Consider the following 18,809-nt stretch of genomic DNA (forward strand, 5'->3'; position numbering starts at 1 on the left):
GCTACGGCGCTATTTGGGAGCGCGCGTCCGGGCGGCTTTGCTCCACCGAGCTACACCACCTCCGGGGACACGACCTGGGGATTGTGTCGTTCTTTGTTTGTAGTGGGGAACATCAGGCGCGCGGGAGTTCAGGCGTTTGCCGTGAGGGAGCTAGCTGAGTAAGTCAAGAATCTTCGTTCCTCAGCCGTCCGGGGCGTTGCGAGGTGCTGTCGGGTTAGTCCAGCAGACGCGCGAAGCCTGCACCCAATGCACGCAATGCATGTAACGTGCGATCCCTCGCAGGTAAAAATATCCTCGGCGGGAACGTGGCAGATCTTGTCCAATCGTTTCTTGTGGTACATCATTCCTGCACGACTTAGGGTAGTGCAGGGGCAATGGACGCGGGGCAGAGGGATACGGGGCTCGACTGCCTGACATTGCTGCTGCGGTTTCATCAGGTCGCTATCGATCCGGCGCAGATTGCACATCAGTTGGCGGGAGAGCCGGTCGGCGTGACGGAGATGCTCCGCTGCGCCAAGCAGTTGAAGCTCAAGGCTCGCGCTGTCAGCCAGAATTGGGACGGCCTTGCCAAGCTGCCGCTGCCGGCCATCGCAGCGCGGGCTGATGGCTCGTTCGTCATTCTCGGCCAGGTCACCGTGGATGCGGCGCTGATCCAAGATCCGCAGGTCAACCGGCCGCAGAGTCTCAAGCGCGCCGAGTTCGAGGCCAACTGGACCGGCACGGTCGTGCTGATGGCGCGCCGCGCCTCGCTGACCGATCTTGCGCGCCGTTTCGACATCACCTGGTTCCTGCAGGCGATGCACAAATATCGCCGGCTGCTCGGCGAGGTGCTGCTGGCCTCGTTCTTCCTGCAGCTGTTCGGACTGGTGACGCCGCTGTTCTTCCAGGTCGTCACCGACAAGGTGCTGACCCATCGCGGCTACACCACGCTCGACGTGCTGGTGTTCGGGCTCGTTACAGTCACCATCTTCGAGACCGTGCTGGGGGGCTTGCGCACCTACGTCTTCTCCCACACCACCAACCGCATCGACGTCGAGCTCGGCGCGCGGCTGTTCCGCCATCTGGTCGCGCTGCCGATCGCCTATTTCGAGGCGCGGCGCGCCGGCGATTCCGTGGCGCGGGTGCGCGAGCTGGAGAACATCAGGAATTTCATTACCAGCTCGGCGCTGACCCTGGTGATCGATCTCGCCTTCACCTTCGTCTTCCTGGGCGTGATGTTCTACTACTCGCCGTTCCTGTCCTGGATCGTGATCGGCTCGTTCCCGTTCTACATCGCGCTGTCGGCCGGGGTGACGCCGATCTTCCGCAAGCGGCTCGACGTCAAGTTCGACCGCGGCGCCGAGAACCAGGCCTTCCTGGTCGAGACCGTCACCGCGATCCAGACCCTGAAGGCCATGGCAATCGAGCCGCAGATGCAGCGGCGCTGGGAGGAGCAGCTCGCCGGCTATGTCGGCGCCAGCTTCGACGTGCTGTCGCTCGGCAACTGGGCGAGCCAGTCGGTGCAGTTCATCAGCAAGATCGTCACCGCGCTGACCTTGTATTTCGGGGCGCATCTGGTGATCGAGGGCAGCTTGAGCGTCGGTGAGCTCATCGCCTTCAACATGCTGGCCGGGCGGGTGGCGCAGCCGGTGCTGCGGCTGGCGCAGCTGTGGCAGGATTTCCACCAGGCGCGGCTGTCGGTGGCGCGGCTCGGCGACATCCTCAACACCACGCCGGAGCCGGCGTTCAATCCCGGCCGCGCGGCGCTGCCGCCAGTGCGCGGCGAGGTCGTGTTCGACCACGTCCATTTCCGCTACCGCGTCGATGGACCGCTGGCGCTGCACGACGTCAGCCTGAAGGTGCCGGTCGGCCAAGTGGTCGGCATCGTCGGCCCCTCCGGCTCTGGCAAGTCGACACTGACCAAGCTGATCCAGCGGCTGTACGTCCCCGAGGCCGGCCGCATCCTGATCGACGGCGTCGATCTCACGGTCGCCGACGTCACCTGGCTGCGGCGGCAGATCGGCGCGGTGCTGCAGGAGAACGTGCTGTTCAACCGCTCGATCCGCGACAACATCGCGCTGGCCGATCCCGGCATGGCGATGGAGCGGGTGATCCAGGCGGCCGAGCTCGCCGGCGCCCATGAGTTCATTCTCGGCCTGCCCGACGGCTATGACACGGTGGTTGGCGAGCGCGGTGCCAGCCTCTCCGGCGGCCAGCGCCAGCGCATCGCGATTGCGCGTGCGCTGGTCACCAATCCGCGCATTCTCATTTTTGACGAGGCGACCTCGGCGCTCGACTATGAGAGCGAGAACATCATCCAGAGCAACATGCGCAAGATCTGCGCCGGGCGCACCGTGTTCATCATCGCGCACCGGCTGTCGGCGGTGCGCAACGCCGACCGCATCCTCACCATCGAGAATGGCCGCCTGGTCGAGGACGGCACCCATGACGAGCTGATCAAGCGCGCTGGGCGCTACGCGACGCTGGACCAGATCCAGGCGGGGCTCCATGTCGTCGGCTGAAGCGCAGAAGCAGGACAACGCGCCGATCTCGCTCGACGCGCGACGGGGCCGCCGCAAAGATGCCCGCGAGTTCCTCCCCGCGGCGCTGGAGATCGTGGAGACGCCGGCCTCGCCCGTGGGCCGAGCCGTGGCCGGGACCATCATGCTGTTCTTCGTCATCGCGATCGGCTGGTCGATCGTGGGCCATGTCGACATCATCGCCTCGGCGCAAGGCAAGATCGTGCCGACCGGCCGCACCAAGACCATCCAGCCGCTGGAAGCGGGCGTCGTCGCCGCGATCCACGTCCAGGACGGCGACAAGGTGCATGCCGGCGACGTGCTGGTCGAGCTCGATCGCACCGTCACCGAGGCCGAGCGCCGCCGCGTCGCGCAGGGCCTGATGCAGGCAAGGCTCGATGTTGCAAGGCTCGGTGTGCTCCGCGACAGCTTCGGCGATCTCGCCGAGCTGCGACCGCTCAACGTGCCCGAAGGCGCCGCACCCGCCGACGTCGCACGTACCCGCGCCGCCCTGCAGGCGCAGGCCGCCGAGCAGCTGTCGAAGCTCGCCTCCAATTTGCAGCAGATCGCACAGAAGCGTGCCGAGGCGCAGTCGATCGAGGCCGCGATCGCCAAGATCGATGCCACGCTCCCATTCCTGCAGGAGACCGCTGACATCCGCCGCAACGCCAAGGAGATCCAATACGGCAACCAGATCGCCTATATCGACGCGCAGTCGCGGCTGATCGACCAGCAGAGCGAGCGCATCGTGCAGACGCGGCGCCTGGTCGAGATCGAGGCGGCGCGGCTGGCGCTGGAGCAGCAGCTGGCGCAGACCCGCTCCGGCTTCGAGCGCCAGGTGCTGTCGGACCTCGCCGATGCCGAGAAGAAGGCCGACGAGCTGACGCAGGACCTCGTCAAGGCCGAGCGCAAGATCGCCGAGCAGGTGCTGCGCGCCCCGATCGACGGCACCGTGCAGCAGCTCGCGCTGCACACTGTCGGCGGCGTCGTCACACCGGCGCAACAGCTGATGCTCATCGTGCCCGCCGACAGCCAGCTCGAGGCGGAAGCCATGATCTCCAACCGCGACATCGGCTTCGTCAATGTCGGGCAATCAGCCGAGATCAAGATCGACACCTTCAACTTCACCCGCTACGGCCTCGTCCATGGCAAGGTGCTGAGCGTCTCCCAAGATTCGATCGTCCGCGAGAAGCCCGCCGATAAGCAGAATGGCGGCAAGGCGGCTGGTGCACTGGCCGAGACCAGCGAGCCGGCAGGCCAGGAGTTCATCTATTCGGCGCGGGTGTCGCTGGATGAGAAGCAAATGCAGATCGAGGACAAGATGGTCGCGCTCGCGCCGGGGATGGCGGTGACGGTGGAGATCAAGACGGGGACGAGACGGATCATCGAGTATGTGATGTCGCCGCTGCTCAGATACAAATCCGAGAGTCTTCGCGAACGATGAAACTACTCCGCGAAGATGCCGCGACTCATCACCGATTTTGTTGGGATGCCGACGTGGAAAGGGTTGTTGTCGAATTGACATCCTAAGGTGATAAAATACCGTGCAGTTGATCTATGATTGATATGTATTTGATTCGTGTTGTTGCAATCGGAAGTTGGGGGCACATGATCCGGGTTGGAAATAGGTTTGCGCAGCTGGCTTGGCTGCGCGGTTCTATCGTCGCAGTCATCTTGTTCTGTGCCTCGTTCATCGTCTGTCTTGCGCCCCAGCCGGTGCATGCGGGCCACTGGGCCAGCTATCACAACGGCAACTGCGGTTCGGATGGTATTGCCTGTGCGCAGGAAGACTTTTGGGCTTACTGGAGCAGCGACCCAAGCGTCATCCTGACGAAGTGCTATCTTAACGGGGCGGGGAGCAGCGGCATTTTCGCCGGTGCGATTTGTGACGGGAATTCGAATGGAGCTTACCGGGGTGGTGTAGCGTTTCTCAACTGCGATAGTGGTGAAGTTCTAACCGGATCGGGGTGTCTCGCTGCTCCCCCGGCGGATCACTGCCCGTCCTGTCGAGACCAGGTCGCCAATCCCGTCGATCTTCGCAGTGGCATGAAGATCGAGGCCTATACCGATTTCTCGACCCAGAGTACGAGCGACGGCGGTGCGTCGCTCAAATTCGAGCGCTTCTATACGAGCGATCAGGCGACGCTGAGCGGACGTCTGCGTCCGTCGCGGCTCGGTAACGGATGGCGGTCGAACTTCGATTCCGGCGCGATCGTCGCTTCCAATAGCGTGACGATTACGCTCCCCAACGGAGAGGTCGTCCTCTTCAGCTATGTCAGCTCGACCGGCCTCTACGCGCAGAGCTATTACGACTGGAGCCTGAAGAGCCTCGTCATTGGCAACCGCGGTCGGGCTGCGACGCTCGTGAAGAATGCGACCACACAGCTCTATACCCTGACGACGGATGACAATATCAGCCGGGTCTACGACGCCGGCGGCGTGCTGCAGTCGATCATATTCCAGAGCGGCTACACCCAGGCACTGACCTATGACAGCGCCGGCAACAACACGCTGGTAACCGACAGTTTCGGTCGGACCCTGCAGTTCACCTATACGCCGCAGGGGCTGCTCGATACGATGACGGTGCCCGGCGGACAAGTCTATCGCTACAAGTTCATTCCGCGCTACGCCATCGTCGGCAGGAGCGGTCCGGATCCGCTGCAGATGGCGGCGGACCTGTTCGCGCTCGAATACGTCATTCAGCCGGATACGACCGCAGACACGGCGGACAATCCGCGCATCCGCTATCATTACGAGAATGCAAGCTTTCCCTACGCGCTGACCGGCGTCACCAACGAGGCCGGCGTGCGCTACGCGACCTGGACCTACGATGCCAAGGGGAGGGTGCTGACATCGGAGCATGCCGGCGGCGTCGAGCGATATTCGATCGCCTACAATGATGTGGCCAACACGGTGACGGTGACCAATCCGCTGTCTAAGGTCGCAGTGTATCACTACAGCAAGGATGCGCGGGGCAACAACATCCTCGCCAGCATCGAGGGGCAGCCGTCCGCCAATTGCGTTGGTTCGAATTCCGTCATCGGCTATGACGTCAACAATTATGTTACGGACGAGACCGACGAGGAGGGGCGGGTCACGCATTACGTCCGCGACAGCCGCGGCAATCCGACGCTCGTCACCCGCGGCTACGGAACGCCGCTCGCGCAGTCGAACAGCTACACTTGGCATCCGACGCTCAACGTGCCGACGCGTGCGGTCGAGCCCGGCGTGACTACCGACTTCACCTGGACCGGCGGTCTTCTCACCCAGCTCACGAAGGCCGATACGACCAGCCAGACGGTGCCGTATGCGACCAACGGCCAGACCCGGACCTGGACTTACGGTTACACGACGGGAGGGTTGCTTGCCTCCGTCGATGGGCCGCTGCCCGGAGCCGGTGACACAGTCCTTTACACTTATGACCAGACGGGATTCGTGGCGACGATCACCAACGAGGTCGGCCACCTCACCAAGGTGATGTCGCATAACGGGCGGGGCCAGCCGACCACGATCCTCGACCCCAATGGCGTCTATACCAACCTGACCTACGATCCCCTGGGCCGGTTGAAGAGCACAATCGTGGATCCCAGCGGGCTGGTCGCGACGACGTCGATCGACTACACCCCGACGGGCGATGTCAGCCGGATCGTCAGGCCGAACGGCGCGTTCCTGCAATATACCTACGATGACGGCCGCCGGCTCATCCGGGTGCAGGACAATACCGGGGCGACGGTCGAGTACGACCGCGACAATCTCGGCAACGTCACCGCGCGGCGGATCAAGGATCCGAGCGGCATCCTGCAAGCGTCGCAGACGGCGACCTATGACGAACTCGGCCGGTTGCTGACGTTCGTCGGCGCGTTCGGGCAGACCTGGACCCACGGCTATGACCGCACCCACAACGAGGTGTCGGTCACAGATCCGCGAGCCAACGTGTTCGGATCGAGCTTTGACGGCCTCAACCGGCTGATCGGGACGACGGACGAGGAGGGCAACTCGGTCGCGGTGGCTCGCAACGGTGCCGACGACATCACCGCCTACAGCGACCCGCGCTCGCTCACCACCAGCTACGTCCGCAACGGTTTCGGTGAGGTGATCCAGCGCGTCAGCCCGGACAGCGGCACGACCACCTACACCTATAACGTCCTGGGCAAGCCGATGCAGATCGTCGATGCCCGCGGCGTCGGCACGAACCTGACCTATGACAATGCCGGGCGGCTGCTGGCCAAGCAGTATCCGGCAGCGCCCAGTGAGAACATCACCTATACCTGGGACGACGCGACCAACGGCAACAAGGGCAAAGGCAGGCTCACCCGGATCCAGGACGCCACCGGCTCGATCGATTGGACCTTCAACGCGCTCGGCCAGGTGATGCAGGAGCGCAAGGCCACGGGCTCGGCCATCTATGTCGTCGGCTATGGCTATGACCTCGCCGGAAACATCATCCGCATGACCTACCCGTCGGGACGGGTGGTCGATTACACTCGGGACACGGTCGGCCGCATTACGGATGTGACTTCGCGGACCACGAACGCGACCGTGCCTCTGGCGTCCAACGTGACGTATGGCGCTGCGGGGCCGTTGCAGTCGCTGACCTATGGCAATGGCCTGACCCTGATCAAGACGTATGATCAGGACTACCTACTGAGTCAGCTCGTCGTCACGGGCACTTCATCCGGAACCGATGTTGTCAATCGCCAATACAGCCGCAACGACGGCGTCAACATCACCGATATCACCGACACGGTCGATACGCTGCGCAGCGAGAATTACTCGTATACGCCGACCGGTCGGCTCGAGAATGCCAGCGGCCCCTGGGGCGTGCTTGGTTATGCCTACGACGCTGTCGGCAATCGGATGTTCGAATCCTATGCCAGCCGTGGAACCGTCACAGAGCAGATCACCCAGTACGAGGCCACGTCGAACCGGTTGGTCGATGTCAGCAGCAACGGAACCAACGTTCGGACATTTACTCACGACGCGGCAGGTAATCTCGTGACCGACAATCGGTCCGGCACGATCTATGGCTATCGCTACAACAACCGCGATCGGCTCGATCAGCTGAGTCTCAACTCGTCCGTCACGGCGGACTACGGCTATGACGGTTTGGAGCGGATGGCCGTCCGCACGCTACGGACGGCCTCGCCGCCCGCTACCATGCATTACGTGTACGATCTCACCGGTCGTCTTATCGCCGAAGCGACGGCCTCCGGCGTCGTGACCCGGGAGTATGTCTGGCTGGACGACATGCCGCTCGCCGTGGCAGCTGATCTCGACACGTCCGCGCCAAACCTCTGGTTCGTCCACGCCGACCATCTCGACCGCCCGATTCGGATGACGGACAGCACGAAGAACGTGGTGTGGAATGCATACTTCTTGCCGTTTGGCGCCGTCGACGTGATCCTAGGGTCTGCCACGAATAATCTGCGGTTTCCGGGGCAGTATTTTTTGTTGGAAGCCGGGCTTCACTACAATTGGTATAGACATTACGATCCCACCCTGGGACGATACACGCAGCCGGATCCTAATGGCGAAGTGCCGGCGTTCTGGTCTGTCACTTCTGGCGAGTCGCCCATTAGCTCTATAATTGACGGCCGGGGCATGTCGGCGCAGGCGTCCGCGTTTGTCCCGTCGTCACTCACTGTAAATTGGTCCTTCGGTCTAGAGCTGCCGGAATTGCTGGATGGACCAAATGTCTACGCCTACGCAGGGTCTGCGCCTGCGCTGAAGCGGGATCATACCGGTCGTTATGTCGACGCAATGGGAATCTGGTATCCGGGAACGGACGAAGAACCTGGTTTCGATTACAATCCTCTTGAGCACCCATATCAAACCGGCGGTATGATGTTGGCGGTGGTCGCTATGCCTTACGCTGGCGCGATCTGTGAGTATGCAGTGCTAGGATGGGAGTATTCGTTCGGCCGCAATTTCCGTTTTGCTCCCTATGGAAACCGCACGGGCCACCCCCTCGGACGTTGGCCGCATTATCACAGGCGAGCTGTCGATCCTGTGACGGGGGAGACTATGCCGGGAGGCGGTATCGGACGTCACCGGCCGTGGGAAACTAAGTCTACCGATCGATCATTTTGGAGCAGATTCTGATGAATGTGGACCTATCGAGTGTTGCTATCATAAACGAGTCTAGCAGCAGCGAAGTAGTTGGTGATGTAACGCTGTTCCGGAATTTTGAGAGCTTAGCTGCATGGACGGAGCCGATCGATGTTGAGAATAACGAGTACTTTGCGTATTCGTTGGCAGGAGATCGCCTCAACCTCAACGTTGAAAGCGACCGAGTGAAGGTTACAAAGGCTAACGACGGAGTTAATCTTTCCGCGCATGTTAGGAAACTTCTTGAAGCGACTGCTGAGCACGTCATTAGAGCAAGCAATCGGGAAAGCGTCACGGGTATTGATCCAAAGCTGATGTCGCTAAGAGAGCTTATCGATGTCATCGGTTTCGCCCGATAAAAGTGTCTATGCGTCTGGAGCGAGAAATATTTTCTTACAGCCGATCACTGTGGCTAACGCTCGATCGTCGGTCTGCTAAGGTTCCCGCGATTGTTCGGAATAAACCGCTTGTTGGACACTGGTTGCGACTTGGCTTGAGGTAGGAATCGCGGAGGTTGATCGTGCTACGAGCGTGCCGATGGTTGTGGACTACACAAGCTTCGGCTGAATGTGAGCCTTGAGACCTGAAGAGACACAGGTATCAGTGGCTACAATCTTCGGTGAATCCGGCGACGACACGCTCACCGGAACATCGGGCGCTGACACGATCTACGGCCTTGCCGGCGACGACATCTCGATTGGTTGGCAGGGCAACGAGACCTACATCTTCGACCGCGGTGATGGTCAGGATACGATCTTCGATAATGACGGTGGCAGTGGCGAAGTCAATACGCTGCAGTTCGGTCAGGAGTTTCGGAATCGCAAGTAACCGTCAAGGAATCTGGGACCGGGGATCTGGTCCTGGGCATCGAGACAAGCCAGAAGTCGTTGGTTGCGCCGCACTAATTTAGTTGGATTTGGTGATGTTGACCGTCGCTGCCGGCGAATGCATGAGTTGGCGGGTACAATTGGGGTTGGAGTTAGTACTTCGGGCGTCTGTGAACAACGGCTAAAGCCTGAGCTAAAGTGAGTTTGACGTACGGGCGACTTGGGGGCATTCATGACCACGATATTCGGCACATCAGGTAACGACACGCTCATCGGCACCTCGTCGGCAGACTCCATCTACGGCCAGACCGGCGACGACACGCTGATTGGTGGGCAGGGCAACGACACGCTGCAGGGCGGACTGGGCAACGACACCTACATCTTCAACCGCGGTGACAGCCAGGATACGATCTTCGACAATGGCGCCGGTAGCGGTGAGGTCAACACGCTGCAGTTCGGGTCCGGGATCACGGCGGGCCAGGACACCGTCAAGGAGTCCGGTACCGGGGATCTGGTGCTGAGCATCACCGGAACGACCGACAAGATCACCTTGCGCAGTCAGCTGCTCTCGGCGGCTGGGGGCGTCGATCAGGTCGTGTTTGCCGATGGCACGATCTGGAATCGGGCCGCGCTGCTGGCGCTCGCGACGGCGCCGACGAGCGGCAACGATACGTTCTATGGCGACTACAACGCCAATACGCTGAGCGGCGGTGCGGGCAATGACACACTGTCGGGCGGTGCCGGCGACGATACCCTGATCGGTGGGACCGGCAATGACACGCTGTCGGGCGGAGCCGGCAACGACACCTATGTGTTCAACGTGGGTGATGGCCAGGACACGATCACGGACAATGGGGCGGCGAGCGGAGAGACCAACACGCTGCAGCTCGGCAGCGGGATCCTGCCTGCGAACGTGGTGGTGACCGAGGCGAATGGCGGCGGCGATCTCGTGCTTACCATCAGCGGCACCACTGACAAGGTTACGTTGAAGAACCAGCTGGTCTCGGCCACCGGCGGCGTCGATCAGGTCGTGTTCGCCGACGGAACGGTGTGGACGCGCGCGGCGCTGCTGGCGCAGGCGACGGCGCCGACGAGCGGAAACGACACGTTCTATGGCGATTATCTCGGCAACACGCTGAACGGCGGCGCTGGGAACGACACGCTGTATGGCGCGGGAGGCGACGACGTTCTGGCTGGTGGCACCGGCAATGATGTGTTGGTCGGTGGCACTGGCAATGATACCTATCTGTTTAATCTCGGCGACGGACAGGACACGATCTTCGACAACGGCAGCTCGAACAGCAGTGAGGTCAATACCCTGCGGCTGGGAACTGGCATTGCCGTCGGCTCTGTGACAGTGACCGAGGCCAATGGCGGGCGCGACCTGCTGCTCTCGATCGGCGGAACGACGGACAGCATTCTGCTGCAGAACCAGCTGGTCGCCAAGACCGGCGGCGTCGACCAGGTCGTATTCGCGGACGGCTCCGTCTGGAGCCGGGCGGACCTGCTGGCACATGCGACACTGCCGACCGCGGCGAACGCCACCCTTTATGGCGACTACGCCGACAATGTCCTGACCGGCGGAACTGGGAATGATACAATCTATGGCGCGGCCGGCAACGACACGCTCGCCGGCGCCGGTGGCAACGACTATCTCGAGGGAGGCGTCGGCAACGATATCTATCTGTTCGGTCGCGGCGGCGGCAACGACCGCATCAACGACAATGGCGCGGCGGCCGATGTGGACCGGCTGCAATTCGCCGCGGATATTGCGCCGGCCGACATCGTGGTGACGCAAGCCAATGGCGGGCAGGATATCGTCCTGAGCATTGCCGGGAGCAGCGACAGCGTGCTGCTGAGCAATCAGCTGATCGGCACCACCGGCGGCGTCGATTTCGTGCAGTTCGCCGACGGCACGGTCTGGGACCGTGCCGCGCTTCTCTCGAAGTCGCTGGTGCCGACCAGCGGCGACGACGTCCTGGGTGGCGACGACGGGGCGAACATCCTGACCGGTGGCGCCGGCAATGACCGGCTGATCGGGCGGGGCGGCGCCGACACCTACGTCTATACGCTTGGGGATGGCGTCGACATCGTCGACGATCAGGCTAGCAGCGACGGCGATACGGTTCTGCTGCATGGCATCGTGCCCAGCCAGGTTCATATCGTGCGCAGCGGCGACAATGCCCTGCTGCTGTTCGAGGCGGATCACAACAGCCGGCTGACATTGGCGGGCCAGTTTGCCGGCACGGGAACGATCGAGCAGATCGTCTTCGACGATGGTACGGTGTGGTCGAGCGCCGACATCCTCGCTGCGGCGATCGGCGGAACCGACAATGTCACGCTCGGCATGAATGCCGCCGAGACGATCGTGGGCTCCGGCGTCAATGACACGATCGAAGGGCTGCGTGGCAACGACGTGCTGCAGGGCGGCGCTGGTGACGACACCTACATCTTCAATGCTGGCGATGGGCAAGACACGATCATCGAGGCCGGGGGGACCGACACTCTGTCTTTCGGCCGCGGCCTTGCCGCGAGCGATGCGATCTTGCAGGCGGTCGGCAACGATCTTTACGTGCGATTCCGGAACTCGACAGACTCTGTTCTGGTCCAATCGGCCTTCGCCAACTCGTCGTCCGTGGTCGAGAACGTCCATTTCGCAGACGGTACGACTTGGAATCTCACGAAGCCGTTGACGTTCACCTATATCGGCACCGATACGAACACGGTGCTGACGGGCAGTTCGTATGGAACCAACATTTTCGAACTCGGACCCGGCGGTGACACGGTCACAGCAGGTTCGGCCAACGATGTCATCATCTTCAAGCGAGGTATTGGCCACGCCACGGTGACACTGACCGGAACCGGAGCCGCGCTCAAACTGGCAGCCGGAATCGCCCAATCCGATGTGAGCGTCCAGACTGCCTCCAACGGTGATGTGACAGTCGCGCTCGCGGGCAGCAATGACAGTGTCACCTTTAACGGGGCGTCCGCCAAAGGCCTGAATACGATCGGGTTCAGCGATGGAACGAACTGGCGCCTGATCTACGGCACGTCCGGCAACGACACTTTGAACGGCGGGTCTGGAGTCGACTTTCTCAATGGCGGCCAAGGCGACGATCAGCTCAGTGGCGGCGCCGGCTCCGACACGTATGTGTATAAGGGCGGTGACGGCAACGATACGATCATCGATGGTGGTACGTCGGACGGCAGCATCGACAAACTCATGCTGGTCGACATCTCGCCGTCGCGGGTCTCGCTGACGCGCAACGGAAGCGACGTGGCCCTGGTGATCGCGCCGAGCACGGCGGGCGGCAATGACGGCGGCTCAGTATTGCTGAAGGCCGAACTCGACTGGCAGAATATTGAGCAGATCGTCTTTGCTGACGGGACTGTCTGGTCGCCGTTGACCCTGTTCCAAATGCTGGTCTCGGTCGGGGGGACTTCGGGCAATGACACGCTCGTCGGGACGAATGGATCAGATATCCTGGCAGGTGGGCTGGGCGATGATCAGCTTGATGGCGGCGCTGGATCGGACAGCTATCTCTACAATGTCGGTGACGGCAATGATACGATCATTGACGGTACCGCGTTCGACGGCTCCAACGACAGGCTGGTTCTGGGGGCGGGGCTGACGGCCTCCAATCTCGTGATCAGCCGCAACGGCAGCGACGTGACGTTGAGCTTCACCGACCAGGCAGGCTCCGTCCGTATGGTGGCGTTTGACAGCGGCGCCAGTGTCGGCCTGGAGCAGGTGGTGCTCGGCGACGGCACGGTGTGGAGCAAGCAGCAGGTTGAGAGCGCCTACATCGCGCAGCAGATCGCGGCCGGCGCGACCACGATCACCGGTTTCGATCAGAACAACGACGTAATCGTCGGCACCAGCGGTAGCGACACCCTGTATGGCCTCGGCGGCAACGACACGCTAACCGGCGGGCGCGGCGACGACACGCTGGATGGCGGCAACGGCTCCGACACCTACGTCTACAATGCCGGCGACGGCAACGATACTATCATGGACGGGACCGCGTTCGACGGCTCCAACGACAGGCTGGTTCTGGGAGCGGGGCTGACGGCCTCGAATCTCGTGATCAGCCGCAATGGTAGCGACGTGACATTGAGCTTCACCGACCAGGCAGGCTCGGTCCGCATGGTGGCCTTCGACAGCGGCGCCAGTGTCGGCCTCGAGCAGGTGGTGCTCGGCGATGGCACGGTATGGAGCAAGCAGCAGCTGGAGAGTGCCTACATCGCGCAGCAGATGGCTGCGGGCGCGACCACGATCACCGGCTTCGATCAGAATAACGACGTGATTGGCGGGACCAGCGGCAACGACACGCTGTACGGCCTCGGTGGCAACGACACACTGTCCGGCGGACGCGGCGACGACACGCTGGATGGTGGCAGTGGCTCCGACACCTACGTTTACAACGCCGGCGATGGCAACGATACGATCATTGACGGGACCGCGTTCGACGGCTCCGACGATCGGCTGGGTCTGGGGGCAGGGCTGACGGCCTCGAACCTTGTGATCAGCCGCAACGGTAGCGACGTGACGTTGAGCTTCACCGACCAGGCGGGCTCGGTCCGCATGGTGGCGTTTGACAGTGGCGCCAGTGTCGGCCTCGAGCAGGTGGTGCTCGGCGACGGCACAGTGTGGAGCAAGCAGCAGCTGGAGAGCGCCTACATCGCGCAGCAGATGGCGGCGGGTGCGACCACGATCACCGGCTTCGACCAGAACAACGACGTGATCGGTGGAACCAGCGGCAACGATACGCTGTATGGCCTCGGTGGCAACGACACACTGACCGGCGGACGCGGCGACGACATGCTGGATGGCGGCAGTGGCTCGGACACCTACGTCTACAACGCCGGCGATGGCAACGACACGATCACGGATGGCACCGCGTTCGATGGATCGAACGACAGGCTGGTTCTGGGGGCGGGGCTGACGGCCTCGAACCTCGTGATCACCCGCAGCGGCAGCGACGTGACGTTGAGCTTCACCGACCAGGCGGGCTCGGTCCGCATGGTGGCGTTTGACAGCGGCGCCAGTGTCGGCCTCGAGCAGGTGGTGCTCGGCGACGGCACGGTATGGAGCAAGCAGCAGCTGGAGAGTGCCTATATCGCGCAGCAGATCGCGGCTGGAGCAACGAACATTACTGGCTTTGACCAGAACGACGACGTGATTGTCGGGACCAGCGGCAACGACACGCTGTATGGCCTCGGCGGCAATGACACGCTGAGTGGGGGCGCCGGAGATGATTACCTGAACGGCGGCAGCGGAACGGATACTTACATCTACAGTTCGGTGGGTGGTAATGATGTCATTGACGACAGTACCAGCGGCAACGCGCTGGTGATGCAAGGCATTGCCTCCAGCGCGGTAGCCTTGAGTCGGCCGGGCAACGGCGCGGATCTGGTCATTCAGAACATCTCCACGGGCAAGACGATCACTGTGAAAGGCCAATTCAGCAACGGGACCCTCTCTACAATCAGCTTCGCCGACGGTGCGAGTTGGAGTCAGGCCCAGGTCCTTGACCTCGTGTCGGGAGGCAGCGACGCAAACGCCTATCTGTTCAACGCTGGAAGCGGCCAAGTAACCGTTGCGAATACGATCACGACCATCCGGATGGGAACCGGGATCTCGTCATCCGATCTCTACTTCCAGGCGAACGGCAATGGCGACCTGACGATCCGGTTCAGGAACAGCAGCGACGTCATCACCGTGCCGCGGGATCTCACCGTGCAGCCCTGGGGCGTTTCCAGCGCCATCATCCGCATCGCCTTCAGCGACGGCACGGTTCTGCCAGTCGGGCAGCCGGGCGCGGGGGTGGGGGCGCCGCTGACCTTCACGTGGATCGGCAACAGCAATGGCTTCGATCTAGGAAACACCAATTTCGGCTCGAACGTCTTCGAGGTCTCCGCGTCCGGCAATCTTGGCTTCGGCAACTACAGCAACGGCGTTGCCGGCACCAATACAATCAAGTTTGCGGCGGGCTCAGGCGCGCTGTCGGTGTGGCCCGGCGCGAGCAAGGGTACGCTGCAGTTCGGCACCGGCGTCACAGCGCAGGACGTGCTGTTGCAGGCCAACGGCAGCGATCTGATCGTCAAGTTCCGCAACAATGCAAGCGACAACATTCTTGTTCACTCGGACCTGACGGTCAGTGGCGGCGTGGCCTCCAGCTCGATCAACAGCCTGGTATTCAGCGACGGTACCTCGATCGCCCTGGGCGGTTCGGCGTCCGTGCCGATCACGTTCACCTGGGTGGGAAAAACCAACGGCTTCGATCTCGGCAATACCAACTTCGGCTCGAACGTGTTCGAGGTCTCCGCATCCGGCAATCTTGGATTTGGCAACTATAGTAACGGGGTGGCCGGCACGAATACGATCAAATATGCGACGGGCTCAGGCGCCCTGTCGGTGTGGCCTGGGGCAAGCAAGGGCACGTTGCAATTCGGCACTGGCGTCACGGCGCAGGACGTGCTGCTGCAGGCTAACGGCAGCGATCTGATCGTCAAGTTCCGCAACAATGCGACTGACAACATTCTCGTTCACTCGGACTTGACGGTCAGCGGCGGCGCCGCCACCAGCTCCATCGACAAACTGGTTTTCAGCGACGGCAGCTCGATCGCCCTGGGTGGTACAGCGTCCGTGCCGATCACGTTTACCTGGCTCGGCAACACCTCGTCGACCACGCTGTCCGGCTCGGCCTACGGTTCGAACGTCTATGAAATCAGCGCTAGTAATGTCTCGGTCAATTTTGCAAATGCGGCGTCGGTGGGAGGCGCCAACACGTTGCTGTACAGCCGCGGCGTCGGACGGACCGACATCAATCTGAACGGCGCGACGGGCACGATCAATTTGGGGGCAGGCATCTCTGCGCAGGATGTTTACGTCCAGGTCGAGAATGGCGCCGACCTGATCCTTCGTATCCGGAACGACGACACCGACAAGATTGATATTCACGGCGATCTGACGAGCACGGGAGGCATCCAGACGCTGCGGTTCGCCGACGGAACAGTGTGGTCGAGGCAACAGCTGCTCGCGCTGGAGACGACAGGTACTGCCGCCAACGACGTTCTCTGGGGTTCGCTGGGAGCCGACATATTCGACGGCAAGGGAGGTAATGATGTCGCGCACGGGCGCGGCGGCAACGACATCTTCGTGTTCAACACCGGATATGGCCAGCTTGAGATCGACGAGACCGACAGCTCGAGCACGGCGGCCAATGTGCTGTCCCTCGGGACCGGAATCCGGCCGTCCGACGTGTCGGTCGCTACATCCTCGAACGGCAACGACTGGATCCTCACGATCGGCAGCAATGGCGATCTGATCAGGATCGACAACATGGTGCAGTCGAGCACCAGCGGCGTCCAGCAAGTCCGGTTTGCCGACGGCACCGTCTGGGACCGAGCGGCGGTCAGGGACGCATCTCAGACCTTTACCTGGAATGGAAGCAGCAGCAATCCAACGCTGGTCGGAAACGCCACGGGATCGAACATCTTCGTGCTTGGTGACGGAGCCGAGACGGCATTCGGCGGCACCCGCACCAACCTGTTCCGGACATCGTCGACAACGGGGCAGGCCACCATCAATCTTTCGGCCACACTTGGTGCGAAGAACCAGGTCGATTTCGGCAGCGGGATTACGGCGCAGAAGCTGTGGTTCACACAATCGGGCAATAATCTCGTGATCGCCGTGCTCGGGACTACGACACGGGTGACGGTCGCGAATTGGTTTACCGGCTCCGCCAGTCAATTGCAGACCATCACTGCAGGAACGACGGTCCTCGATGGCAGCGCGATCGGGACTCTGGTTCAAGCGATGTCGGCCTATGCGGTGGCTCATCCGGGCTTTGATCCGGCGTCGGCCTCGCAGGTCCCGGGCGATTTGGCGGTGCAGAGCGCAATAGCGGGAGCGTGGCACGGTCAACAAGGATTCGTCGCCAAGTTTTTTGCTCTGTCCTCCGGACCGTCGCAACTATCGGACATCAACTGGGGGGCTGCGCCGAGCTTCGTGACGACAGTGTCCCAGATCTCGGGTACCGCAGACGCAGCCTGGCCAGCCTCGTCGCACGTCAATTTCGCGACGGCCTACCAGGCCAACCTCACCATCACGACGGCTGGAACCTATACGTTCAGCCTCGCTTCCGACGACGGCTCCGCACTCTACATCGATGGCGTGCGGGTCGTGAACAATGACGGGCTGCACGGCAATAACACGGTCTCCGGCCAGGTGACACTGGGGATCGGGTCGCATGCGGTCGAGGTTCGCTACTTCCAGAATGGAGGCGGCGAGGTCGTGACGCTGACGGCGCCGGCAGGAGCAAACAGTTTTGCAACTGCGACCGGCAGCCTGATCTTTGCCGGAAGCTACGGCAGCTATCGATTTGCCGCCGATGCCTTCGGCGATGTCTTGATCCTGGACACTCGTGCAGGCGCATCGGGAGCCAATTCCGCGGTCGGCCTGACGCAGCTGATCTTTGCTGACGCAGCGATCGGGGTCGTCTCGGGAACGGCGGGCGTCGATGCGCTGAGCGGCTCCGCGGCCAACGAGATATTCGTCGGATCCGGAGGCAACGATGTGATCGTCGGTGGGGGCGGGGTTGATACGGCCGCATTCTCCGGCAACTTTGCGAACTACACGGTATCTTTGAATTCGGCTAATCAGGTCGTGGTCAGCGACCTGCGCAGCGGCAGTCCGGACGGAACCGACACGCTGTCCGGCATTGCTTCGCTCGGATTTGCCGACCAGCAGGTGCAGCTCGTGGTCGGGACCGGCTCTACCGGCACAGCAGGTTCGGCTACGCTGGCAGGAACAGCTAGCTCTGAAGTTTTTGTTGGCGGCGCCGGCAATGACACGTTTATCGGTGGCGGAGGAAACGATCGGTATCTGTTCGGCGCGGGCCAGGAGACGATCGTGAACGGAACTGCGAGCAGCTCTACCGCCAGCGGACAGCTAGCTTTCGGAACGGGCGTGACGGACAACGATCTCTGGTTCCTGCAGTCCGGCAACGATCTGCAGATCGACCTGCTCGGCACGACTCAGAACGTCACGATCAAGAACTGGTTTTCGGCGCCATCGAACCAGCTGCAGGAGATCACCGCCAGGGGTCTCAAGATTGACAGCCAGATCTCGCAGCTGGTCCAGGCCATGGCGAGCTATTCGTCTAGCCATGCGGGCTTCGATCCGACCAGCGCAGGGAGCCAGGCAGCGTCCAGCGACCCGAGCTTGCAGGCATCGATTGCGGCCGCTTGGCACGCGTAGAGAGTGAGGTACACGGAGACGAAAGCTGGCTCGCTCGACTCGTCGGGCGCACCAGTTCAATCTCAACTCGGCCTGCTTGCCGACGTGCCTCCGGATCCTCTGCTGCCGGCC

The 18,809-nt window shown here is 62.1% G+C and carries 6 protein-coding genes; all 6 read left to right on the top strand.

Annotated features, from left to right (window positions below; genetic code table 11):
• Positions 1–374: 374 nt before the first annotated feature.
• The 6 genes from QW887_RS33965 (at position 375) to QW887_RS33990 (ending at position 18,698) form a co-directional block, all read left to right on the top strand.
• Entirely contained in the window at positions 375–2,501 is a 2,127-nt protein-coding gene (locus QW887_RS33965; protein ID WP_315716583.1) for a type I secretion system permease/ATPase, read from the top strand.
• Positions 2,488–3,942: an HlyD family type I secretion periplasmic adaptor subunit gene (locus QW887_RS33970; RefSeq protein ID WP_315716584.1), complete on the top strand. Its 1,455-nt coding sequence runs from the start codon at positions 2,488–2,490 to the stop codon at positions 3,940–3,942. Before QW887_RS33965 ends, QW887_RS33970 begins: the two co-directional genes overlap by 14 nt.
• A gap of 113 nt (positions 3,943–4,055) precedes the next feature.
• Positions 4,056–8,600 carry an RHS repeat-associated core domain-containing protein gene (locus QW887_RS33975; RefSeq protein WP_315716585.1) on the top strand — a complete coding sequence of 1,515 codons (4,545 nt, stop codon included), beginning with the start codon at positions 4,056–4,058 and terminating at the stop codon, positions 8,598–8,600.
• The gene (locus QW887_RS33980) at positions 8,600–8,965 is read left to right on the top strand and encodes a hypothetical protein (RefSeq protein ID WP_315716586.1); all 366 of its coding nucleotides are present in this window, start codon (positions 8,600–8,602) and stop codon (positions 8,963–8,965) included. The genes QW887_RS33975 and QW887_RS33980 overlap by 1 nt, the downstream gene beginning before the upstream one ends.
• Positions 8,966–9,209: 244 nt before the next feature.
• Complete coding sequence (locus QW887_RS33985; protein WP_315716587.1) at positions 9,210–9,434, top strand: hypothetical protein; 225 nt, start codon at positions 9,210–9,212, stop codon at positions 9,432–9,434.
• A 231-nt stretch (positions 9,435–9,665) separates the two neighbouring features.
• The gene (locus tag QW887_RS33990; RefSeq protein ID WP_316172819.1) at positions 9,666–18,698 is read left to right on the top strand and encodes a calcium-binding protein; all 9,033 of its coding nucleotides are present in this window, start codon (positions 9,666–9,668) and stop codon (positions 18,696–18,698) included.
• Positions 18,699–18,809: the final 111 nt, after the last annotated feature.

The organism is Bradyrhizobium sp. SZCCHNRI3052, from assembly GCF_032484895.1.
Lineage (GTDB): Bacteria > Pseudomonadota > Alphaproteobacteria > Rhizobiales > Xanthobacteraceae > Bradyrhizobium.

Bases quoted from the DNA above. Each gene is read 5' to 3' on its own strand.
- QW887_RS33980 (WP_315716586.1), top strand. From the start codon at position 8,600: ATGAATGTGGACCTATCGAGTGTTGCTATCATAAACGAGTCTAGCAGC.
- QW887_RS33975 (WP_315716585.1), top strand. From the start codon at position 4,056: ATGATTGATATGTATTTGATTCGTGTTGTTGCAATCGGAAGTTGGGGG.
- QW887_RS33965 (WP_315716583.1), top strand. From the start codon at position 375: ATGGACGCGGGGCAGAGGGATACGGGGCTCGACTGCCTGACATTGCTG.
- QW887_RS33970 (WP_315716584.1), top strand. From the start codon at position 2,488: ATGTCGTCGGCTGAAGCGCAGAAGCAGGACAACGCGCCGATCTCGCTC.
- QW887_RS33990 (WP_316172819.1), top strand. From the start codon at position 9,666: ATGACCACGATATTCGGCACATCAGGTAACGACACGCTCATCGGCACC.